Below are 23631 nucleotides of genomic sequence, written 5' to 3'. Positions count from 1 at the left end.
TATTAAATAAAAACTTTAAAAATACTAAACAGCATAAAACTTACAATCATAAATGTACCTACAAATTTCAACGATAAAAACTGTTTCTTCTCAACAATTTCTTCTTCAGATTCTTTAAATTGAAGCAATTCCTCTTCAATTTGTTTGTTAATTTCTTCTAGCTCTTTATGATTATCCATATACTATCCTTTCTTATTTTACATTTGTAATAATTATACACTATTAAATACATATATTAAAAATAAGCTAATAAAAAAATTCGTAATTTATTAGTGAAATGCATTTAAATAGCATTTATAGTTATTTTGCAAAATGCTATTTAACAAAATTTAATTATTTTCACATCCACCAAAAACTTAATCTGATGTTATATTTCACAAAACTATTAATGGCTCTTATATTATTTTAAAGTTCGGACTTTTTCTTTTAGTAAAGATTTGGTAAAATTTATGTTGTGTAAAAATTCATTATATGGGGGATTTTAATATGGAAACTATAGAGAATAAAGAAGCATTACAAAATTTTAAAACTAAGCTTTTAAGATTAAATAGTAATTTTAAATTCCTATGTGAACATGTTGCTAATGAAAATGGCTATTCATTGAATTTTTGTAACCTATTATATTTTATAAGTGAAAATGAAGGAATGACTTTAGCCGAGTTAGCTGGATCCGTTGATATGGATAAAGGTAATTTAAGTAGATTACTGAACGAACAAATTAAGAGTGGATATGTAGAGAAGAAAATGGACGTTGTTGATAATAGGAAAATACGTGTCTACATCACAAATGTTGGCCATAACAAAGTGAATGAGCTTAACCAAATTTGTATTGCGAACCTTAGTCAGTTACTAAGTGTATTACCAGAAGACGAATTTTTAAGCTTTGTGACGACTTTAAATAAATTGGACGGTCATTTCGCCAATCTTTCGAAAAATATTAAAGACGGTCGATTACAATTATAACTTTCACATCATTCAACATATAAAATGAATCCCCCTTCCACCTCGATTTCATGTTAAATAGATAAGTAAAAACGATTTCATATTATTTCGCAAAATCAAACAATTGAAAAATGCAACTTTTTTGATACAATATAATGAGGATAAAAATGTGCACTCATATTAATATCGTTCCATACTTCACCAAAGATACTATCAAATAGACTTTTAATATAAATTAATAAACAGAATTAGAGGAGATTAGAAAATGGATTATAGAGTATTATTGTTTTATAAATATACAACAATTACTGACCCTGAAACTTTTGCAACAGAACATTTAGAATTTTGTAAAGACCTAGAGCTTAAAGGCCGTATTTTAGTAGCAACGGAAGGTATTAACGGGACACTTTCAGGTACGAAAGCTGACACAGACAAATATATGGAACAAATGAAAGCAGATGAAAGATTTGAAGGTATCACATTTAAAATTGATGAAGCAGAAGAACATACTTTCAAAAAAATGCACGTGCGTCCAAGAGCTGAAATCGTAGCTTTAGATTTAGAAGATGATGTAAACCCAAGAGAGTTAACAGGTAATTATTTATCACCTAAAGAATTTAAAGAAGCATTATTAGAAGATGATACAATCGTAATCGATGCTAGAAATGACTACGAATATGACTTAGGTCATTTCCGCGGAGCAATCCGTCCAAACATTACAAGATTTAGAGATTTACCAGATTGGATCAAAGAGAACAAAGAACAATTTATGGATAAAAAAATTGTTACTTACTGTACAGGCGGTATCCGTTGTGAAAAATTCTCAGGATTCTTACTTAAAGAAGGATTTGAAGATGTAAGCCAACTAGAAGGCGGAATTGCAACATACGGTAAAGACCCAGAAACTAAAGGTGAATACTGGGACGGTAAAATGTATGTATTCGATGAACGTATTAGTGTAGATGTGAACCAAGTAGAAAAAACTGTAGTCGGTAAAGAATGGTTCGATGGTACACCATGCGAAAGATACATTAACTGTAGTAACCCAGAATGTAACCGTCAATTCTTAGTAAATGAAGAAAACGAACATAAATATTTAGGTGCATGTTCACACGAATGTGCAGAACATGAAAGTAACCGCTACGTAAAAGCACATGATATCAGTGAAGAAGAAAAAGCAAATCGCTTAGAAAACTTTAAAGCATTAGTATAAAAAAAGACGCTCAGTTGAGCGTCTTTTTTGTTATCGTTAAAGATAAAATAACTATTATCATTTTAAATTCATTTAAATAAATTTGATATTACATCCGTATTAGTGCTCCTATTTACTTCCTTGTACTTATCGATTAAACGACTATCAATGCTTGCCATTTCACTTAAAAACTCAGAACTCACCTTTAAATCTTCTAATAAATATTCAGGTGTTATCACACGCTCTTTGAAGAAAAAGTTTAATAAGCTATTAATTTTTACAGGTTTAGCTAATTTAATTTCTTCATCTAAAGGTTCTCTTTTTTTATACCCTTTTTTATTAACAGAAGACCAAAAATATCTATATTGAACATCAGTCATTAAATCAAGATAATAAGCTCTCATCGCTATAGCTTGAATAGAAACAAACCATTTTTCTTTTAATAATTTAATATGATCCGGATTGGATTTTTTTGTTAGTTTATTAAAGTCATTAATAAATTCAGCTTCTGGTAAAAGAAACTCAGCTGCAAATATATCTGCTTCTTTTTCAATTTGCTTATATTCATCTTGAGGTAAAATATCAAATTCAATATGTCTGTGTAGAAGTAAGTGACATAATTCGTGCGCGATATCAAAATTCCTTCTCACAGCAACGCCTTTATTATTACCTAAAGCAATATATGGTATATCAGAATCAGACCAAAAACTAAATGCATCCGCTTCGTTATCTATAGCCTTCTCGTAAACCATAATACCTGATTTTTCTAAATAAAATAACAAACGATTATTACTATTATTTCCTAATAAATTCTCTCTACTGATACTTGCACACATCTTGACGATTTTAATTCTATCCATATCCCCTGCTGACATTATAAAATCTTCAAGTTGATTAATTAACTCAAAAATAGGCATTACAGGTGACTTAACATATGAAAGTAAATAATTTGTGAAATTAGACAAATAATTAGCTTGATGATGCTGTTTATTCAATAACTTTGTAGATACTTTATAACTTTTGGCTCTGAATGCTATAGAATGCTTATCAACTGAATTCTGTTTAAAAGCATCAGGTTGTTCACTAATAAAATAACTTGTTTTCACATGAAATAACTTAGACAAATCATAAATCTTATTAATTTCAGGCATCATATTCTTAACTTCATATTGCCATATAGCCTGTTCACTCACATCAACTTTTTCCGAAAGTTCTTTACGACTTAATCCATTAAGCATTCGAATACTTTCGAGATTGCTCCCAATAAACATTTATTTCACCTATTCTTTTAATCCTTATCAAATTCCATTTCTTCTTCAATTCCAAACCCAAATTCATACACTGGGTCTACAATAATATCATCTAAATCATGATCAGATTTTAGAACTTCTAAATCTTTATCATCAATAATATACAATTCTTCACTTTTGATTATATTCAATAATTTTTCTGTTAAATCATAATACATGACTGCTGTATTATCACTTGGATTAGGTATCCATAACTTTGCAGAATTTAATTGTCTAGATATAACATCAATACCATAAGTGATAATAGCAAAAATATTACCTTCATGATTATTTTCATTATTTATATCTTTAAAAAGTAAACTGTCTGCATCTAACTGATATGATTCCTGACTTTTTAACTGAATTTGTTTAAAATCAAGCCCATTATTAAATTCCATTAAAGATTTTAAATATTTTTTCTCTTTCTTCTCTTTATCATTCAATGGATTTTTACCAAACGTAACATTTTTATCATCAAAATATTTTTCATTCTTAAAAATAAAAGTGATTTTATTTTTGCCTTGCTCTTCATTTGTATTAAACTTTAATAATTTCCATGATGGACCAGCATTTTGCTTTCTAATATTTACATACTGATTGATATGTTTATATACTTGATCTTCAATATGATTAGATTTTACAAATGCATAAGCATCACTGATTTGCATTGTTTCCTTTTTTTCTTTTCTTACATCAATATAATCCTTGTAACCTGCAATAATACCTTTAACAATCGAATCGAGTAAATTAGTGTTAATAGAAATCATTTAGTCACCTCTTAAAATATATGTAATTAATACAAATATACATTATAAAAACTGTAAAATCAAAGAATTATTTAAAGTGAAATACCTTAATCTCTAATATATATAAATTAAAAAATCACCTTGCTTATAAAAATATAAAACAAGGTGGTGCCTATGGAGATAGTGCTTTGGAACATTATCTCACCTATCATTGTAGGTGTGACACTTACGTTGTTATCATACTGGTTAGATAAACGTAAGAAAAATGGCGACAAATAACCAGCATCAAATAACCCCCCTTACTAATTACAGTAGTAAGGGGGTTTGATGTTGCCTATGAAAATAGTGCTATACAGATATTATAAAAAATCTCCTAGAAAATGTAAATAAAAATTTTTAACTTATCTTTACAATTCATAACCTACATAGACTATTTATCAACAATTATTTTTATTCTTATATATAGCTTCACTTTTGGGAATTAAACCATTTAAACTAGGTTCGTATACTTTATGATTATATGTATTTTTAGCAAATTCCCTAATGTTATTCACGAATTCACCTAAAGCTTCGTCTAATTTCCTTTTTGAAAAAGCTATGGCATTCTTATCAAAATCGGCTAAGTTATAGTTTTGGTTATATATTTTGTATGCTATTCTAAATTTGTTAAATCTACTTTCTACTGGCTCATAAAATCCTAGTAACTCTTGAATAGATGCATTAGAATCATCAATATGATGACTCATCATTGTTATTACTTCTTGCATTAGTTGATCTAAAGAACGAAAATCTTGTTCTACATCATAATAAATTTCCATAGTATTCTCTTTACTATAATTAGCATTCTTAAAATCTAGTCTGTTATTTCTTACTTTAGAAGACTTATATGTCAGTATATCAATCATACTCACTAAATCATTATTATACTCTCGTTCTTTATCTTTATCTTGTTTTTTAAACTGTAGCCAAACAGCAGAAAATGTACCTATTAAAGCTAAAATTCCCCCTACTAAAGCTGCTATAAATTCACTCATTCTTACAACTCCTTATACTCTTTTTGTATACATATACACATTATACTATGAAATAAATCTTTATATATATATATAACAACCCCCTTCAAAAAATGGTAAATTTCTATTCTTCATCTATTTCTCTCAATAAACACGATTTTTCGTTTACTCTTCGTCATTTTCCCGTTTTCGTCTACAAATCTATAGTTGGTTAATACAGTGTGATTCGTTTTGATGAGTTTGATATCATTGATGCTTGTTACTTTTTCTGTATAAGCATAGAAGTTAAAGCTGTATTTAGATGTTCCTGATTCGTTTTCGAATTTCGTATATCTTTTTTTATGTTCTTTCACTTTAAATACTGCTATGACTTTTCCATCATGTGGATGAATGCCTATTATATATTGTGTCTTCTTTGCTACTTGTTCACTGATTTCTAAGTCACTTACGACTGCTCTTTTAAGAATTTTAGATGATGTTGAGTATGTTCTCATTCCTGGTACGCTATGTCCGGTTGTGTCTATTGCGAGTTTCACGATGAGTATATTTGGGTTTTTCAATTTTTCTATATCGATATATTGCGTTTGAATATGTTGTTGTATCATATTTAGATTACCGTATATTTTCGAGCTGATTTCATGATTTTTTGTTTGATAATCATTGGCATAATTGTACATTTGATTATATGATACGACGTCTCCTAAATTTGCTGGATTAAATATTCGATATTGATTAATGAGTGCTTTCACGGCAATCTGGGCTTCTCGCTCGCTTATATCTGTCATAAACACGACTGGAGATATGAGGGCGTGATCTATGAGTAATCTTTCGTTATGTTTATAATCTTTTATGATTGGAATGTCTTCTAAATCTTGAATATTTAAATTTCCCAGGTGATAACCAATATGTATGAGTTCTTTGTTTTCATTGTTTATGAGACCATATACATAGTATCGATTGAAGGCTTTAATGTCTTCTATTTTTAATATAACTTTATCATCCGCTTCAACTATTTGTTCTACACTATCCGGTACTCTAAAATCTCGAAAAATATCTTCTGAAAAGTCATCTTCATACTGTTTATAATATAGTGAGTGAAAATGATCGAGCATCTTATTTCCTAGAGTAGGCACAAATACTTGTGACTTTCTTGTATGTCGATACAATTCACTAGTAATCATATCTTGAACATATAAAGAGCGCATGATTTTCGTTGTGTTTTCTTCTATATCTTTCGTTTCAATCAATACTTTCCCTTCATTAACCTCTTGTTCAAACGTCACTTTATGACTAATATGCTTGTAATCTCCTTTAGGAATTTTCACTAATAGTTTCCCTCTATAATTAGGCATATCTTTAATCGCTTTTAAAATGAAATAATGCTTATAACTAAAGTTACACCATGATGTTTTTTCTAAATATTGTTTAATAATTTCCATCATGCTTTCAACATCTTGATAATGATCATAATAAACGGTATACAGTGACTTTAGCGTTCCCTTTCTCTTATGATCACTAATTCTAAATGTTATCCACTGGTGTAAATCCGTATTCAGCAATGTAATATAATAAGAATTTTTGTTACCTGAAAAAGCAAAAGAAAACAACTTTTCACTTGGCTTTAGTAACTTTGTGATTTCAGTTTTTAATACATCAGCAAGTGTCTTGCTATGAGTATTCACAAAATATTTTCCGTATAACATATATTCCATCCCCTAAATTAAATGAATATATTATAAGATATTATTACTGATTTTAAAATTTTGACCATATTAGAAAGCTTGACCATAAAATTATGGACAAGCCTTCTTCTCAAATTCACTCTAAAATGATATAACGCCAATCATGCCAGCTACAAAAATATCATAAACAGTGATGAACCCACTGCCCATTTCATAACTACTTTTTGGTTTGTACCATAATCTATTCCTAACATACCGACTAATAAGTAACCTGCTGCATATAATGGACTCAATACGTGTAATGGTTGTCCAAGTATTGAAGCTCTCGCCATCTCTGCTTTTGAAACGCCGAATTGTTGTGCTGATTCTGCTAATATTGGCAAGATTCCATAATAAAATGGATCGTTCGCCATAAAGTAAGTGAAAGGCATACTTAATATCGCTGTGATTAAAGCAAAGTGATTACCCATAGACTCCGGAATAATATTAACTAATGCTTTTGCCATTTCATCTACCATTTCAGTTCCGTTCATGACACCTGTAAAAATTCCTGAAGCAAATACTAAACCAACAACTGCTAATACGTTGCCTGCATGTCTTTTAATCAATTCCGACTGAACTTCCAAACTTGGATAATTGATTAATAATGCTAATGCAAAACCTATCATAAATAGAACAGGTATTGGTAAGAAATTCGTAATGAGTGCAACTAATAATAAGATTGTTAAAAGTGCATTTACGATAACGATTTTAGGTCTAAGTAATGCCTTTTCGTCTTCATCTGTGCCATTTGAATTATGCATATCATCTAAAGTTAAACTTAAATGATTTTTTACGCCGATTCTTTTTCTTTCCTTTACACCTAGAACATATGCGCTGAACACAGCAAATAGAATACCAGCAATCATAACTGGAATAATAGGTAGAAACACTTCTTCAGTCGTTAATTGAAGTGAAGAAATTGCTCTAGCTGTTGGTCCGCCCCACGGTGTCATATTCATTACGCCAATCGATAATAATGCTAAAGTTGATAATATGTATAAATTCATGCCCATTTTCTTATATAAAGGGAGCATAGCAGTAACTGTAATAATAAATGTTGTTGTTCCATCTCCATCTAATGCGACTAATGATGCTAAAGCTACAGTTCCTATTGTAATTTTAACAGGGTCCCCTTTAACAGCTTTCATAATCGCTTCAATAACAGGATTAAATAATCCAGCATCAATCATGACACCAAAGTATAAAATTGCAAATATAAGCATAATACCAGTAGGCGCAACAGTTAAAAGCCCGTCCACCATGTATTCACCTAAATTTGAGTAAAAACCCCCGATTAACCCAAAAACTGTTGGTACTATAATTAATGCAGCCAAAGCTGACATCTTTTTACTCATAATGAGAATCATAAAGATAATAACCATTACGAAACCAAGTATTGCCAAATTCATGATTTTACCCCCTCTATTTCTATTTTTTAATTGTAAGCGTTTTCTGAATTATTCGCAATAGACTTTACGTAAAATTTTCAGAATATTTTTATTTTTATAGGATTGTACACGAAATTTTCGAGAGATAAACGACTGGAATCATATCTCAAGACAAGCATGCACAAGTAAAATTGTAAGACTATAAAAAAATAAGCATATCACGTTAATACTGAGAAAAATCAGCAACATGACATGCTTATTTATTTTGAGTTGAGTATAATGTCTCAGACTCTATATCTTAAATTATTTCGATAATGCTAATTTTATATGTGCTAAGTGGTGTTCTTCGTGCCACGATAATTTTGCTATTTTAGATGCAACTGTAATTTCACCATTATCTTCATGTGTAAATGCTCGTTTTAATTGTTTCTCTGTCTAACCTCGACCGATTGCTACTATACGTTCGTTCATGCCTTCTAACATTCTGAGTGAACATTCTATTGGCAATTTACTATCAGGCAATTTAGCCCATTCATCTTGGTCAAAACTGATTATTGTTGGTTTTCTATCATCTGTTAATGCTATTTTTAATCGTTGATACATATTAAGTTGAGAATCTGCTATATGATGTACAAGCTGTCTTACAGTCCAGCTACCTTCGCGGTAAGTCTTATCCAAATCTGCGCTGTCCAGACCATCCACTACTTTTCTTAATCGATAGGCATAATTGCCCATTTCATCTAACCACTGTTGAATATGATCCATTGTTACTGTTTCAGGTAATTCTTGCTCTCCGATAGGAAATCTCGCATCCATTTTAATCACCCTTTTTAGTTATTTTAGATTCACGTTCATTATATGTCATATTCTCTGTTTAGCAAAAGTTAAGCATTAGTGAAGATACGTAATTTGGTATTTATATATATATGAACGCTGGTTAAATGGCTGGTTTTATGGCTGGCTTTATTAGCAAGATTCACCTGTTATGCTCGTATGACCACCCTTATTAGCAAGATTCACCTATTCTGCTCGTAAGCCACCTCTTATTAGCAAGATTCACCTATTCTGCTCGCATGACCACTCTTATTAGCAAAATCTACCTGTCTTGCTCGCATGACCACCCTTATTAGCAAGTTTCACCTATTCTGCTCGCATGACCACCCTTATTAGCAAGATTCACCTGTCTTGCTCGTATGACCACCCTTATTAGCAAGTTTCACCTATTCTGCTCGCATGACCACCCTTATTAGCAAGATCTACCTGTCTTGCTCGTATGCCATCCCTTATAATCAAACCTCACCCTTTCTACTCGCATACTCATCCTTACTTTTCCTACTCGCATGTATGCCACCTTCTCTCCTACAAAAAATACACATACTTTAATCCTGCCTTTAGACTACTCTCCATAAAAAAGCGTCAGCAATATCTTAAAAGATTTGCTGACGCTTACTGTTCATATACTATTTTGTGATTTTCACTTTACCGACTGTATTGTCTTTACTTTTAGCTGTGACTTCAAATTTCAGACCATTGCTTGGCAATAATACACCTGCATCTTGTTGACCTTTATTTGAATAATCTTGGCTATCATCGAATAGTGGATTTTTCTTGATTTTATTATCGTGTAATTCATAACCTTCTTCATTTTTCAGTTTCATTTGTGGTTGATGATCTAGACTGAATGCTGCATCTCTAATTTGGAATTGAGTTGTTGCAGGATCATCTGCCATGCCTTTTTTCTTCCAGTTTAATGCACTTTGATCTGCATCAACAATACTAATGAAACCTTGTCCTGGATGGCTGCTCACATTGTTGTCTGAGAAACTCTTGTCTACATACCAAACTGTTAAACCTTTGTTATAAGACATCGTTCCGCCACCGCGTTTAATATTTTGCAAGCCTTTATCAGGACCAGTGAAGTTTCTCCATTGTAATAAATAATAGTTATCGTCATATCTATTACCATCACTTTGTTCAAATCCTTGTAATTCAAATTTAGAATCACTTTCAGCATCATCACTTAAAATGGCTTTACCATCATTTGATGACACTTTAATTTGGTCGATAAACCAACCAGGATTTGTTTCATATTTATCCGTTACATATAAAAATCTTAATTTAACTTTTTTACCATCGTATTTTGATAAATCGAATTTCGCATCTACATATCCATCAGACTTACCATCTATACCGTTACCTTGGTTTTGTCCGCTTCCTTGTGGATCATCGTTATTCGTAATACTGCCTTTTATGTTTTCCCAGTTTTGACCGTCATCTGTAGACACTTGAACGTAGGCATAGTCAAATCCTTGTTCAATGTCGTACCAAGTTTTGAAGTTTAATTCACTTGTCTTAGCTGACGTTAAATCTAAAGAAGTTGCCATCGCGTGTTGAGAATCATCATCTGCGCCACTCCAATAAGCTTTCTCTCCTTGAGCTGGCTTTTGTATCAACGTTGATTTAGCTGGTAATTTAACTTTTATAGCATCACTGTTCGTACCTTTCGTTGTTGCTTCATCTATTAATTCAGATGTTTCGCCATTAATTTCAGATGCATCTATTTCACTACCTGTTTGCCAGTTACCACCATGTTGTTGTTGAAGCATTTCTTTCATGTAAGGATCAAATCCAGTTGGTTCAGTACCTGGAATCGCACCTGCCCAACTACCCGAAGACATAATTGACCAGAATGACACTGGTTCACCTTTTCCTGAATATTCCGTGTCGTATTCATCTGGTAAACCTAAATCATGACCGTATTCATGAGAGAATACACCGGCAGCACCATCTTCAGGTTGAACTGTGTAATCGATAGCTGCTAATTTACCATCAAATTGGTCAAGACCTGAATCTGTACCCGGAATTGTATATGGTTCACCTTGTTCATCGAAATCAAGCGACCATCTATGTGACCAAATTGCATCTGTACCTAATTTACCACCACCAGCTTCTTCGCCAGGACCAGAGTGTACAATCATAATGTGATCAATAATACCATCTTTCTCATCATAAACACCATCACCATCTATATCGTCACGATCCCATTGATCGTAGTCACTTAAGTTTATACTCGAATCATTTGCAGCTTGTTCTAAAGCTTCTTGAATCAATTCTTTTGGCTTACCGTCACTGCCACTTTCATCTGGTACGTTTCCTCCATAGTAGCTTGCAGGATGTTTAGCTTTGTACCAACCGTGTACTTGACCATCGACATCATAACTGCCGCCAGATTGATTTTGATAATATTGTTTCATACTCATTAAGTTCTTACCATTTGGACCTTCATAACCATTTTCTCCAAACACCATATCTTGAAAATGTGAAATCGGATATTCATCATAATACATATCCGTCTCATCTTTCGTGATAGAGCTATTAGGATAGTCTGGAAATTCCATAGCAAGCACTAACACTTTATCTTTACGTACTTTGCCGCTATATTTTTCTTCTTGAACTTTATCTACGCGTTTACCATTATTCTCTTTCTTATACATTTCTTTTTTGTTCTTATTCAATTGACCTAGACGCTTACCGTTATTTCCCTTGTTATACTTCTTATCAAAAAGTCCCTTATTAGGTATGTATTTCTGACGATACTGTTCACCCTTACCGTCCATATATTGCTTTAACTTTTCATCTTTCTGTTCAGGCGTATTCGCAGACTCAATAACCCCTTCTTTTTCTAACGTTTCAAGCAAACGATCTTCATTCGGAGCAACACTATTTGCAGATGCTTGAGAAGCAAAAGCAGGCAATGCAATTAGAGCACTCAATGAAGCAATTGATAATTTCTTTAAAAATAAACGCACTGTATAAAATCCCCCTTATTTATCTAATATAAATATATTATATACAATTATCCATAAAATAGTAGAAAGAATTCAAAAAATTCTAAATTTTATTATTTAGTATATCAAAATAATACACCCCCTATTAATTCGATAAGCCGAATAATATGGGGGTGCTAAGTTTAGAAATGTTGTGAACAGGAGGTGGGGGTGGGGATGAGTAAATCGCACGATATCTCTGGAGTCTTCGTGCGTTTTTACCGGATTCCACCTGAATCGCACGAAGTATTTCTCACATCGTTATTCTACTATATACTGATGTTGCTTTAAGTCTCTTACAGCATTGTCTAATATTTTTTCTGTATGTGCTGAGATTGTATGTAAATGCAGATTAACTGTAAGGTGTGCTAACATTTGTCCTTCGAATTTCTCCATTTCACTTATAAATTTATCTAAGTCTTCTTGGGTTTCAATCATGAGGTCTGCTTTTATACTGCCATAAACTGGATGATCGATTGCGACATCATTTATCATTGCGCCATTGTCTATAATGATTTGCAGTTCTTCTTCCATTTGCTCGTTATCATGTTGGCAAACGATTACGCGTTTATATGCTTTTCCTTGTGGTTCATTATTGATAACATAACCTCTGCTAGTAGAAGTTATCATGTGATTTTGTGATTTGAGTATAGATATATCTTTCACAATAATTTGTCTTGATACATCAAATTGTTGGCTAAGTTGCTTCCCACTAATTGGTTTATTTGATGTCTCAAGTAATTCCAGAATTTGTTCTCTTCGTTTAAAAGGGTTATTCATTTCACTGATCTCCTCTTACAATTGTTTTTAAGTGATCAAAACATTTATCAATATCTTCTTTTGTCGTAAATTTACTAATGGATAAACGTATATATTGATCGTATGTTTTTTTGGGTATTGAGTCTATTTTAACTTGTAAACCTCTACTTAACAATGCACCATGACCGCAAGCTGTTCCTGTCGATATACATATATTTCTATTTGATAGATATTGCATTATATATTGTCCTTCATATTTTGGAGACAACAATGCAACTATATGTGGTGCACACTCGCTGTAAACCATTTGTGTAAAGTCTAACTCTGTCGATTTCTTTATCATATATTGCTGCATAGATTTCATATGTTGTATGTTACTTGATAAAGATAATGCTTTTGTCATTGCTATAATACTTGGTGAATCTATTGTACCATTTTGTGTATACATTTCATGAAAGTAATATTCATTTAATGGCTTCACATATTCATGATTCATTAATAATCCACCTGAACCTTTAGTTCCATGAAACTTATGTCCCGAAAATGCATATGAACTAAATGATTGTACATCGGCAGTTTCTATTTTATGTACAGCTTGCACACCATCAACATGTATTGGAACATTATGATGTCTTGCGATCTCACTTAATGCCCCTACTGGCAATATGTAACCAGTCTCTGAATTCACATGTTGAGCTATGATTAGAAGGACTTCATCTGCCATCATTTCTTTAGTTTTTTCTAAATGAATCTCCCCCGTACCCTCTAAAGGTAAGTCTAAAATTTCGAATTCTGTTTTGAAATTTTCCAATGCTGCATGTACTGAAGGATGTTCATATGGAGATACAAGTATCGTCCCTCCATTTTGTCCTTTTAAATAACTATGTATCGCAATTTCATTTGCATGTGAACCACTTCTCGTAAAAATAACTTCTTTGTTTGTTGAAAAGTGTTGCTTAATATAGTGTTTACATTCATCCAACAGTTGTCTTGTATGCAGACCTCCGATATGTAAACTTTCACTATTATAATATGCTTCTCTTTGTGTATCTTGATAAACATCTAGTACTTCACTATCAACCATCGTAGTTGATGCGTTATCTAAATAAATCATTTATAATCCCCCACTTGTTATTTATCTTTTAATGTGTCAATATATTGTATATAAAATGATAACATATATGTAAAGTAAGGTGTAAACTTGAAAAAAGTTATAATTATTGGTTCTGGAATTGCTGCATTGTCTGCTATTCGCTCACTTAATGAACATACCGAGATTTATTGCATTACGAAAGATAAATTGAATACCCATAACAGTTCACTCGCACAAGGTGGTATTTGCTTTTCTAAATTTGAGGATGATGACGGACTTTCTCATATACAAGATACTTATATAGCCGGTAATAAGCTCGGCGATATGACTGTTATTGAACCGATCATCCAACATAGTCATGAGATTATCCAGCAGATGATAGAAGAAGGTTTAACCTTTGATAAACTAGTCGATAAACATAATTTAGACTTTGCAATAGAAGGCGCTCATTCTAAGCCACGTATTCTACATATAGGCGGTGATCAAACTGGCGCGTACCTCACAAAATATTTAATCGAGCAGTTATCATCAAAAGACTTAACGATTTATGAAGAGACTGAAGTTGTTGATTTATTAAGAGACGATTCAAACGAAATATGTGGTGTTCTTGCTCTCGATAAACATGGAAATAAGACAGAATTTTTAGCGCATGATGTCATTTTAGCAACAGGTGGTTATAGTAATCTCTACCCAACTAACTCAAATGCATCAACAACGATAAGTTCAGGTCATATTATTGCTTATCACCATCAACTTCCGTTACGACATATGGAAATGATTCAATTTCATCCAACTTTACTAGGGACTAAAAGCGATACATACGGTCTCGTTTCAGAAGCTGTGAGAGGTCATGGAAGCTTTTTAGTGAACGAGTTTGGAAAGGCATTTATGAAAAATATTCATCCTCTAGGAAGTCTAGCACCTCGAGATGTTACGAGTAGAGCCATTTTCCAACAACAAACAGAAGGTCATCAATGTTTTATTAACATAGAGCATATCGAGCATTTCTCTACACGATTTCCAACAATATACCAAAATGTCATGAGCCATTTTCCAAATGAATATCACAACCATCTTATACCTGTTACACCTGGTGCACATTACACAATGGGTGGCGTTGAAACTGATATTTATGGAAGAACGGATGAGCAACATTTTTATGTAATTGGTGAGGCAAGTAACACAAACTTCCATGGTGCAAATCGTTTAGCAAGCAACTCACTTTTAGAAGGACTTGTTATGGGACACCTTTGTAGTCAAGCTATTAACCAATCTTCCATTAGAGATATTCATATGACTAATTCACAATCTTTGAGCATACCTAAAATGAATACTCAAGAAGTTGAAAGAATACGTCAGCTAAGCTCTGAAGTACTAGGTATTGAACGAAATGGTCATGATATGACGCAATATTTAAATGACATCCAGCTATGTTTAAAAAACTCTACAGTTACAACTCAATGGTCGAAAGATGATTGGCATAGATATGTTGCCATTAAGACGTTAGAGATGGTTTGTCTATCAGCCTTAAATCGCAATGAATCAAGAGGTGTTCACTTTAGAACGGATTACCCAAATGTTCAACAAACATTACAACATACAGATATAGAAATTTTAATGGAGGATATATTTCATGCTAAACAAGTTGCACGTACAAGAAAAACTCAAACAATTTTACCTTGAAGATAATCATTATGGTGATTTATCGTCGAGCATTTTTGATATAAATCAACATGGAACATTAACGCTATTAAGTAAAGATGAAGGTGTTTTTTGTGGAGAAATCATTCTTCAAGAAAGTTTCAAAATCATCGAAAGTGATATTCAAACTGATATTGCAGTTAAAGATGGAGATTCAATTAAAAAAGGACAAGTACTTGCAGTGGTTAAAGGAAGTGTTACTACTTTACTCACTATGGAACGCATCACTTTAAATTTAATTCAACGTATGTCAGGTATCGCCACGTCTACCCATCAAATCGTTCAAAAAGTACAACATACTAACGTTAAAATTGTGGATACGAGAAAGACGACGCCTGGATTAGGTATGTTTGAAAAGCACGCTGTTCATGTAGGTGGAGGTTACAATCACCGTCGAACATTAAATGACGGATTAATGTTGAAAGACAATCATATTAGCTTTAGTAAATCAATTGATGATCTAGTATCAAAAGCTAAAAGACATATCGGACCTATGGATAAAATTGAAATCGAAATAGAAGATGAGCAAACATTGACTGAAGCTATTCAAGCAGATGTAAATATTATGATGTTCGATAATTGTACACCTGAATGGATTAAAGAACATATCGTTAAAGTACCGAGTCATATTCAAACAGAAGCTTCAGGAAACATTAACATAAACAATGTCGTTCAATATGCAGAAACAGGTGTTGATTACATTTCTATCGGTTCATTATTTTATGATCAACATGCATTAGATATCTCAGCAAAGGTGGTTATTTAAATGTTCAATCCTACAATAGAAAAAGCACAATCTATACCTGAAAAATACTTAAATATGACAACAGAACAACTAGAAAATAAAATTAAAACCATTAAAGAAGCGCTTGGTGAGCGACTATTTATGCCGACACATCATTATCAAAAAGATGAAGTAGCACAATTCGCTGATATAATGGGAGATTCTCTTGAATTAGCACGAATTTGTAAAGAAAATACTCAAGCTCAATACTTTGTTTTTAATGGTGTGCATTTTATGGCAGAAACTGCTGATATCCTTACGAACGACAATCAAAACATCTATTTACCCGATTTGTCAGCAGGTTGCTCTATGGCAGATATGGCAAATATTGATCAAGCGTTACACGGATATGATGTCTTAACGAATCGATTAGGTGATAACATACTTCCGCTTACTTACGTAAATTCAACAGCAGCTATTAAAAAATTCGTCGGCGAAAATGGTGGTTCATGTGTCACAAGTGGAAATGCAGATAGTGTGATTCAATGGGCACTAGATCAAGACAAACGCATACTGTTTCTGCCCGACCAACACTTAGGGCGCAATACCGCCTTTAAATTAGGTATTAAACTAGAAGAAATGGCCGTATGGGATCCTATTCAAAAAACATTAGAATTTGACGGAAATGATGAAGATATTAGAATTATTTTGTGGAAAGGACACTGTTCCGTTCATGAAAAGTTCTATCCAATTCATATAAAACAAGCACGTAAAAAAGACCCTAACGTCAATGTCATCGTCCATCCTGAATGTCAATTTGACATCGTACAAATGGCAGACTACGCGGGGTCTACAAAATATATTATAGATATGATAAAAAACGCACCAAAAAGCTCACATTGGGTAATCGGGACAGAGATGAATCTCGTTAATCGATTAAAAACAACTTACACAGATGTTACTATAGAATCACTCAATCCACTTATGTGTTCATGTCTCACAATGAACAGAATAGACTTACCACATTTAGCGTGGTGTCTAGATAAAATTCAAGACGGGCATAAAGAGAACATCATCAAAGTAGATAAAGAAACTGCATATTATGCCAAGCAATCATTAGAACGCATGTTGAGTATCGTATAAACAATCCTATGACTAAGAGGTGCAGCAAAATGGAGACAGAGACAATTAATTTGTCCCTGCCTCTAATTTGCTTTTTTATTGTGGATGATTTATATAGCGCTAATGTGCTTGTTTTAGGAGTCTTGCTCGTTAGAATTTCTAACGTGCTTGTTTGCCTTTTCTTGATTATTAGAATTTCTAACTCCACTCTATAACTTTATAATTTCACCATGCTTCCCACTGTTATCTAAAATGGGTTTCTATTTAACCATTGTCCACCATCCATCGTGATACAATCTCCATTTATATATTCCGCTTCTTTTGAAAATAAGAATCTAGCTAATCCTGCGATTTCTTCTGGTTGTCCCATTCTTCCTAATGGTACGCTATCTAATGTTTGTTGTTTTGCTTCTTCTGATAATGATAACTTTTTAGCGCCACCTGTATTATCTATTGGTCCTGGTGCAATAGCATTAACTGTTATACCGTATTTACTTCCCCATTCAACTGCAAGTGTTCTCGTCATTGCAAGTACACCTGCCTTAGCACTTGCTGAATGTATCACACCTGCTCCTGCAGTCCATGAATATGTTGCTACTATATTTAAAATGCGCCCTTTGTGTCCACTTTTAATCCATTCTTTACCTACTGCTTGTGAACAATAAAATGTGCCATTTAAGACGATATCAATTACAGAGTTCCAACCATTTATAGATAAATCTTCTGCTGCACATAAAAAGTTTCCTGCTGCATTATTAACAAGTCCATCTATTTTACCAAATGTTTTAATCGTTTCATCTACAGTATATTGTACTCTTTCAGTATCTCGAACATCCATATCTATACAAAGAACTTGGCCATCATATTGTTCCATTTCTTTTTTAGCTTCTTCAAGACGGTCTAGAGAGCGACCCGTTATAACAACTTTAGCACCATCAGCTGCAAATCGTTTAGCCATTGCTTTTCCCATTCCACTACTGCCACCTGTTACGATTATCACTTTATCTTTCATATATATTCTCCTTAATGTTACTATATTTGAATAACTAAATTTAGTAAGCGCTTACATATAGTGTACAATAAGTTAGAATAAAGAACAATTGAACAGCTGTTACTAATCAATAAGACTATTGTCACTCTATATCACTATAATATAAAGAACCATCCAAGCTATTTAGCCTAGATGGTTCTTTGTTCTATTTTAATATCCAGATCCTACTTTATCTCCATCTTCATCGTACTCAGTTACTTCACCATCATCATCAATAATATATGATCCGGCTAAGTTACCCTCTTTATCTTCAAATGAGAATCCCCATTTACCATCGTCTGTTTTTTCAGGTTCTTTATACGTATAAGTGTCTGTATCTAAAGTTGACCCTTCATATGATTCAACTTTATCTATAACATTTTCGCGTGTTACTTTTTCAAAACTATCTTCTGAATCAGAATCATCATTTGAATTTGATCCATCAAACATTTCGACAGTTTGTTCAATCTCATCATTCGATGCATTATAAAGTTTAACCACTTTAGGACTATTTATAATATCTTCAGATTTTCGCTGTGAGTAGTCATCATCTTCCAACCATCTTTCATCATGAAAATGTGATGGTACATCATAAATTGATATTGTGCCGTCTCCATTGTTCTTATAAACAACTTGTCCAGCAGCTGTTGGTGTACCTGCTAGTCTTTGTACACCTTTAGGATATTTAACTGTATTTTCTTCGTTATAAGGATTTAATAAATCACCTTCTATATTTTGATGCTCAAGTTCTGCATCCATTTCACTATCTCCAGAATCTCGATAACTTGGTAAAGCTGTTAACCATACTTTGGCGTAATATTCATTACTAATTGTATCTACATTAGAAGTGTCTTCATTATTTGATGGCATTGGATCACCATACTCTATTTTATTAGCTATATTTGCTACTTTACGATTGTCTTTATATTTACTGTACAAATCAGAAATATTTAATGTTTTAGAAGTTTCACTATTCTTAACTTCATTAAAGTCAAAAATTGTACTTTGGGTCATAATATAAACAACCTCTTCTTTATTCACTCCGATAATCGTCGCATAACTCCCTTTAGATTCACTCAAACCATAGAACTTCATACCATCTGGTTTATTTTTCATCTTATTGAGTTCAGGACTTTCAGAAAGCTCTAAAGTATCAACTTGTTGTTCTTGTTTCTCACCTGCACCAGAAGTTCTAGTATATTTCCCAGATAATAATTCATCACCCGTTACAATATCAGACTCTAAGCTAGGTTCAAGCATCGCCATCGCAATACTTTGTTGTTCAGTTATATTAGATTCATCCTTAATACCACTTTCATTACCATTATCTTTAGTATCTCCAGATTGCTCATTATTTGAATCACGATTGGATTTATTACTCGTTGATTCACTTTTACTATCGCTATTTGATGATTTCGTATCATCAGAATTTCCACCAATACTAAAGCTACATCCCGCAATAGTTAATGATGAAACAAGTACAATCCCAGCCAAAAACTGCTTCTTCAAAAGTACCACCCCTTAAATTTTATAATATATTTTCTAAATAAAATTATATTCGATCATTATATATTTATTACTATTGTAACAAATACTTCGTAAATTGAAATGATTATCAAATTTTGTGATAAGATATCTATGAATTATGAATATTGAAAGGAATGAAGAGAATGGGATTTAGTATTATGATTATTTCAATAATTTTAGGTATTTACTTAACTATTCAAGGAATATCTCGTAGAAGGCAAAATTTTCTATATAAGAGTTTTATTGTGATAGGCATTGCACTAATTATTTTCGCTATATATTTAGCTTTGCCCCACTAACTATTTAAAAAATGAGGTAAGTTGTAGATTAAGTACCTAATTAATCTAAGAGTTCGGCTAAGTTGTTGATTAAGTCTGGAGTTAATCTAAGAGTTTGGACAAGTTGTAGATTAAGTACCTAATTAATCTAAGAGTTCAGCCAAGTTGTAGATTAAGTACCTAGTTAATCTAAGAGTTTGACCAAGTTGTAGATTAAGTACCTAGTTAATCTAAGACATTCTCAAAATCATTTCCATACAATGAAAGGCTGAGACAAATTAATTTGTCTCAGCCTTATTATTTAACTTCTATCTTGTATTGATTCTGTGAATACTGGTGGTTCAACATTGTCTGATGCTGTTTTTACTTTTTTATCTTTTTGCCATATTGTTTCTAACTCTTCTAATGTCTTACCTTTTGTTTCAGGGATGAATTTCCAAACGAATATTCCTGATAGTATACTCATTGCTGCGTAGAATCCGTATGTCATTGTTCCACTGATATCCATCATAAATGGATATGTTGATGTGATTGTAAAGTTTGCTAACCACTGTACGGCTACGGCTATTGCCATTGCACCGCTTCTTATTCTATTAGGGAATATTTCTGATAATAATACCCAAATAATTGGTCCCCAACTCATCATAAATGAAGCTGTATAAATAACCATGAAGATTAATGTAATGATTCCGAAGATCCCATTAGCTGTTAATACACTCATACCGATCATACCGATTGCCATTCCTGTTGATCCAATTATAAGTAATGGTTTACGTCCAAATTTATCTACATAGATTATAGCAATTAATGTAAAGATTACATTTACTAATCCCATTACTACTGTTTGCATCATTGATGTATTGCTTCCTACACCTAAATTTTCAAATATTCTTGGTGCGTAATAAAGTGCAACGTTTATTCCGATAAATTGTTGGAATATTGATAGTAATATTCCGATAATAATAACTGTCTTACCGAAGCTGAATAATGGTGCTTTTATTTCTTTAGTTTTACTTTTTGTAGATAATATATCATTTAATACTTTCTTAGCATGTTCACTTGAAGAATATATTTTATTAAGTACATTTAATGCATCTTTATCTTTATTAACTAAAATTAAATACCTTGGTGTTTCAGGCACTAAGAATAATAATACGAAAAAGACGACTGCTGGAATTGCTTCTGTCATAAACATGTAACGCCAACCGATTAAATCAACCCAGCTTTGCGATTGACCGAATGTAATTCCATAGTTTACGAAGTATACGACTAACATACCAAATATAATTGCAAACTGATTCCAAGACACAAGTCTACCTCTTATTGAGGATGGTGAAATCTCACTGATATACATTGGTGAAATTGCAGAAGCTAATCCTACACCAATACCACCTATAATACGATAGATGTTAAACATAATAAGTAATCCAAGTGTTGATTCTCCTCTATCAAAAAACAGAAATTCTGGATAACCTGATAAAACAGCAGAGATTATAAATAGTATAGCTGCTACTTGTAAAGATTTCTTACGTCCTAAACTTTTTGAAATATTTGAAGATAATATTCCACCTATGATACACCCTATTAATGCACTTGATACGGTTATACCATGTACGAAACTCCCATAATCAGCTGTAATATATTTTTGTAATGATTGTTCTGCACCAGAAATTACTGCTGTATCGTAACCAAATAATAGTCCACCAAGAGTTGCTATTAACGCAATCTTAAAGATAAACTTCTTATTATCATAACTACTCATTACCCCATCTCCCCAGTTCTTTATTTAAATTGAGTTAAACCTTTCGTTATTGGCTGAGTTGCAGTATAAATTAATTTATAGATGTTAAATAGTTTTTCATATGATTCTGTATGACTCGAAATAGGTGATACGTGCTCACGATAATTAATCCAAGTTTCGTTCATATCATTGAATGAATTAAACCATTGTTCACCCATTGCTGCTAGCATAGCTGCACCATATGCAGGGCCTTGTTCTTCTGTTCTTGTTGTAATTGGTACATTAAAGACATCTGCTTGAATTTGTAGCCATTCTGCATTTTTAGCACTGCCACCGATAGATACAATTTCTTTAATATCTATATCTTTACTTCTCATAATTTCAATACTTTCATTTATAGAATATGTAATGCCTTCAAGAACAGAACGTTTCATATCCAATTGAGTTGTATTTGCATCTAAGCCTATAAAGCTACCCCTAATAGATGCATCGTTATACGGTGTACGTTCACCTAATAAATATGGTGTATACATCAAACCATTTGATCCTAATTTTGATTTTGAAATATCTTGTAAAAATGTATTAAAGTCTTCAGATGGCTCAATCAATTGTTTGAGCCACTCTAAACTATAACCTGCAGAAAGTGTTACACCCATTACGTATTTTTGATTTGGTACACAATGACTGAAATAATGCATATTACCATCATTCTCGTAATTCGCACTATTCTCAATAGATAGTGCCACACCTGAAGTTCCAATACTTACAAGTTGTTTCGTTTCATCTGTAATTCCTGAACCGAGTGCTCCACAAGCATTGTCAGCTCCACCTTGATAAACATTTATTTCCCAGTCAATATTTAACTTCTCTTTAATGTCTTTTGTTAAAGTACCGCTTCTATCATGGGAAGCTATTACATCTGGACAAATCTTAGAATCAATATTTAATTGATTTAATATTTCTTTAGACCATTTTTCAGATTTAATGTTATACATAATTGTTCCAGCAGCATCCGATGGCTCGGTATAAATATTGCCAGTCAATTTATAAACGACATAGTCTTTAGGTAACATAAACTTATGAATTTTATTATAATTTTCTGGTTCATGTGCTTTTAACCACATTAATTTAGGAAGTGTAAATCCTTCGAGGACTGTATTTTGTGTATGTTTAAGTAACGTTTCTATACCAATAGCTTGTTTAATGTCTTCAACTTCTTGAGATGTTCGCGTATCATTCCATAAAATAGCTGGTCTTATACTCTTACCATCTTCATCAACGACAACTAAACCATGCATTTGTCCTGAAAAACTAATACCTGAAATCGTTTCTTTATCAAACTTGCTTAATAAGTGATTTAAACTATCTAATGTTGCTTTGTACCAAATATTTGGATCCATTTCGCTGTAACCAGATTGTGGATGCTCAGTCTTATAGCTAATACTGTGTGAATCAACTACTTCACCTTTTTTATTAACTACTATCGATTTCAATCCACTCGTACCGATATCAATGCCAATTACGAAGTTCATCAT

18 protein-coding genes and 2 pseudogenes are annotated in these 23631 nt (G+C 32.4%); 6 read left to right on the top strand and 14 right to left on the bottom strand.

Annotated elements, in window-relative coordinates:
* Positions 1–2: 2 nt before the first annotated feature.
* The gene (locus tag LQ598_RS09660) at positions 3–179 is read right to left on the bottom strand and encodes a hypothetical protein (RefSeq protein WP_239745457.1); all 177 of its coding nucleotides are present in this window, start codon (positions 177–179) and stop codon (positions 3–5) included.
* A 307-nt stretch (positions 180–486) separates the two neighbouring features.
* On the opposite strand from LQ598_RS09660, the gene LQ598_RS09655 reads away from it, so the two are divergent.
* Both LQ598_RS09655 and trhO read left to right on the top strand, forming a co-directional pair.
* Positions 487–963, top strand: coding sequence for a MarR family winged helix-turn-helix transcriptional regulator (locus tag LQ598_RS09655; RefSeq protein WP_239745456.1), 477 nt, complete (start codon positions 487–489; stop codon positions 961–963).
* A gap of 244 nt (positions 964–1207) precedes the next feature.
* Positions 1208–2155, top strand: a complete 948-nt coding sequence (trhO, locus tag LQ598_RS09650) for an oxygen-dependent tRNA uridine(34) hydroxylase TrhO (RefSeq protein WP_016912105.1) — start codon at positions 1208–1210, stop codon at positions 2153–2155.
* Between the two features lie 68 nt (positions 2156–2223).
* Here the strand turns inward: trhO and LQ598_RS09645 are convergent, their stop codons facing one another.
* Together LQ598_RS09645 and LQ598_RS09640 are read right to left on the bottom strand one after the other, a co-directional pair.
* Complete coding sequence (locus LQ598_RS09645; protein WP_103322250.1) at positions 2224–3405, bottom strand: spr1629 family repressor/antitoxin; 1182 nt, start codon at positions 3403–3405, stop codon at positions 2224–2226.
* 17 nt (positions 3406–3422) lie between these two features.
* Entirely contained in the window at positions 3423–4190 is a 768-nt protein-coding gene (locus LQ598_RS09640) for a spr1630 family ClpXP-sensitive toxin (protein ID WP_226908907.1), read from the bottom strand.
* Between the two features lie 153 nt (positions 4191–4343).
* Between LQ598_RS09640 and LQ598_RS09635 the strand changes: the two genes are divergently transcribed.
* Positions 4344–4448 (top strand): type I toxin-antitoxin system Fst family toxin, encoded by a 105-nt coding sequence (locus LQ598_RS09635; RefSeq protein ID WP_239745454.1) that lies wholly within the window; start codon positions 4344–4346, stop codon positions 4446–4448.
* A 158-nt stretch (positions 4449–4606) separates the two neighbouring features.
* Here the strand turns inward: LQ598_RS09635 and LQ598_RS09630 are convergent, their stop codons facing one another.
* The 7 genes and pseudogenes from LQ598_RS09630 to LQ598_RS09600 all read right to left on the bottom strand — a co-directional run bounded on the left by LQ598_RS09630 (position 4607) and on the right by LQ598_RS09600 (position 13994).
* Complete coding sequence (locus LQ598_RS09630; protein WP_016912106.1) at positions 4607–5203, bottom strand: hypothetical protein; 597 nt, start codon at positions 5201–5203, stop codon at positions 4607–4609.
* Between the two features lie 110 nt (positions 5204–5313).
* On the bottom strand, positions 5314–6885 hold the full coding sequence (locus LQ598_RS09625) for a hypothetical protein (RefSeq protein ID WP_107536610.1): 1572 nt from the start codon (positions 6883–6885) through the stop codon (positions 5314–5316).
* Between the two features lie 120 nt (positions 6886–7005).
* Positions 7006–8315: pseudogene (locus tag LQ598_RS09620) on the bottom strand (CitMHS family transporter).
* 282 nt (positions 8316–8597) lie between these two features.
* Positions 8598–9110 (bottom strand): annotated as a pseudogene (locus LQ598_RS09615) (YfiT family bacillithiol transferase).
* A 644-nt stretch (positions 9111–9754) separates the two neighbouring features.
* Positions 9755–12103, bottom strand: coding sequence for an immune inhibitor A domain-containing protein (locus LQ598_RS09610; protein ID WP_103323297.1), 2349 nt, complete (start codon positions 12101–12103; stop codon positions 9755–9757).
* Between the two features lie 279 nt (positions 12104–12382).
* The gene (locus LQ598_RS09605) at positions 12383–12901 is read right to left on the bottom strand and encodes a transcription repressor NadR (RefSeq protein WP_107509765.1); all 519 of its coding nucleotides are present in this window, start codon (positions 12899–12901) and stop codon (positions 12383–12385) included.
* 1 nt (position 12902) lies between these two features.
* Positions 12903–13994, bottom strand: coding sequence for a cysteine desulfurase family protein (locus LQ598_RS09600; protein WP_053464975.1), 1092 nt, complete (start codon positions 13992–13994; stop codon positions 12903–12905).
* Positions 13995–14081: 87 nt separating this feature from the next.
* Between LQ598_RS09600 and LQ598_RS09595 the strand changes: the two genes are divergently transcribed.
* The 3 genes from LQ598_RS09595 to nadA are packed head-to-tail and all read left to right on the top strand — an operon-like array spanning position 14082 to position 17541.
* Entirely contained in the window at positions 14082–15656 is a 1575-nt protein-coding gene (locus LQ598_RS09595) for an L-aspartate oxidase (RefSeq protein WP_239745453.1), read from the top strand.
* Positions 15607–16440, top strand: coding sequence for a carboxylating nicotinate-nucleotide diphosphorylase (nadC, locus tag LQ598_RS09590; protein ID WP_053464977.1), 834 nt, complete (start codon positions 15607–15609; stop codon positions 16438–16440). The genes LQ598_RS09595 and nadC overlap by 50 nt, the downstream gene beginning before the upstream one ends.
* The gene (nadA, locus tag LQ598_RS09585) at positions 16441–17541 is read left to right on the top strand and encodes a quinolinate synthase NadA (RefSeq protein WP_239745452.1); all 1101 of its coding nucleotides are present in this window, start codon (positions 16441–16443) and stop codon (positions 17539–17541) included. It abuts the gene before it with no gap.
* 226 nt (positions 17542–17767) lie between these two features.
* Here the strand turns inward: nadA and fadH are convergent, their stop codons facing one another.
* The 4 genes from fadH to xylB all read right to left on the bottom strand — a co-directional run bounded on the left by fadH (position 17768) and on the right by xylB (position 23628).
* Entirely contained in the window at positions 17768–18532 is a 765-nt protein-coding gene (fadH, locus tag LQ598_RS09580) for a 2,4-dienoyl-CoA reductase (RefSeq protein ID WP_053464979.1), read from the bottom strand.
* A 189-nt stretch (positions 18533–18721) separates the two neighbouring features.
* Complete coding sequence (locus LQ598_RS09575) at positions 18722–20059, bottom strand: hypothetical protein (RefSeq protein ID WP_226908943.1); 1338 nt, start codon at positions 20057–20059, stop codon at positions 18722–18724.
* A gap of 597 nt (positions 20060–20656) precedes the next feature.
* A complete protein-coding gene (xylE, locus tag LQ598_RS09570) occupies positions 20657–22117 on the bottom strand; it encodes a D-xylose transporter XylE (RefSeq protein ID WP_107509767.1) in 1461 nt (486 codons plus the stop codon).
* Between the two features lie 20 nt (positions 22118–22137).
* On the bottom strand, positions 22138–23628 hold the full coding sequence (gene xylB, locus LQ598_RS09565) for a xylulokinase (protein ID WP_107509775.1): 1491 nt from the start codon (positions 23626–23628) through the stop codon (positions 22138–22140).
* Positions 23629–23631: the final 3 nt, after the last annotated feature.

Source organism: Mammaliicoccus sp. F-M27, assembly GCF_022387115.1.
Classification (GTDB): domain Bacteria; phylum Bacillota; class Bacilli; order Staphylococcales; family Staphylococcaceae; genus Mammaliicoccus; species Mammaliicoccus vitulinus.
Note: the sequence above shows the minus strand (reverse complement) of the source record. Positions and strands in the feature narration are given on the sequence as shown.

What these genes read in the sequence shown, in the direction of transcription:
- LQ598_RS09605 (WP_107509765.1), bottom strand. Translation starts at nt 12,901, where the DNA reads ATGAATAACCCTTTTAAACGAAGAGAACAAATTCTGGAATTACTTGAG.
- LQ598_RS09630 (WP_016912106.1), bottom strand. Translation starts at nt 5,203, where the DNA reads ATGAGTGAATTTATAGCAGCTTTAGTAGGGGGAATTTTAGCTTTAATA.
- nadC (WP_053464977.1), top strand. Translation starts at nt 15,607, where the DNA reads ATGCTAAACAAGTTGCACGTACAAGAAAAACTCAAACAATTTTACCTT.
- LQ598_RS09645 (WP_103322250.1), bottom strand. Translation starts at nt 3,405, where the DNA reads ATGTTTATTGGGAGCAATCTCGAAAGTATTCGAATGCTTAATGGATTA.
- LQ598_RS09660 (WP_239745457.1), bottom strand. Translation starts at nt 179, where the DNA reads ATGGATAATCATAAAGAGCTAGAAGAAATTAACAAACAAATTGAAGAG.
- xylB (WP_107509775.1), bottom strand. Translation starts at nt 23,628, where the DNA reads ATGAACTTCGTAATTGGCATTGATATCGGTACGAGTGGATTGAAATCG.
- LQ598_RS09655 (WP_239745456.1), top strand. Translation starts at nt 487, where the DNA reads ATGGAAACTATAGAGAATAAAGAAGCATTACAAAATTTTAAAACTAAG.
- xylE (WP_107509767.1), bottom strand. Translation starts at nt 22,117, where the DNA reads ATGAGTAGTTATGATAATAAGAAGTTTATCTTTAAGATTGCGTTAATA.
- LQ598_RS09625 (WP_107536610.1), bottom strand. Translation starts at nt 6,885, where the DNA reads ATGTTATACGGAAAATATTTTGTGAATACTCATAGCAAGACACTTGCT.
- LQ598_RS09635 (WP_239745454.1), top strand. Translation starts at nt 4,344, where the DNA reads ATGGAGATAGTGCTTTGGAACATTATCTCACCTATCATTGTAGGTGTG.
- trhO (WP_016912105.1), top strand. Translation starts at nt 1,208, where the DNA reads ATGGATTATAGAGTATTATTGTTTTATAAATATACAACAATTACTGAC.
- nadA (WP_239745452.1), top strand. Translation starts at nt 16,441, where the DNA reads ATGTTCAATCCTACAATAGAAAAAGCACAATCTATACCTGAAAAATAC.
- fadH (WP_053464979.1), bottom strand. Translation starts at nt 18,532, where the DNA reads ATGAAAGATAAAGTGATAATCGTAACAGGTGGCAGTAGTGGAATGGGA.
- LQ598_RS09600 (WP_053464975.1), bottom strand. Translation starts at nt 13,994, where the DNA reads ATGATTTATTTAGATAACGCATCAACTACGATGGTTGATAGTGAAGTA.
- LQ598_RS09640 (WP_226908907.1), bottom strand. Translation starts at nt 4,190, where the DNA reads ATGATTTCTATTAACACTAATTTACTCGATTCGATTGTTAAAGGTATT.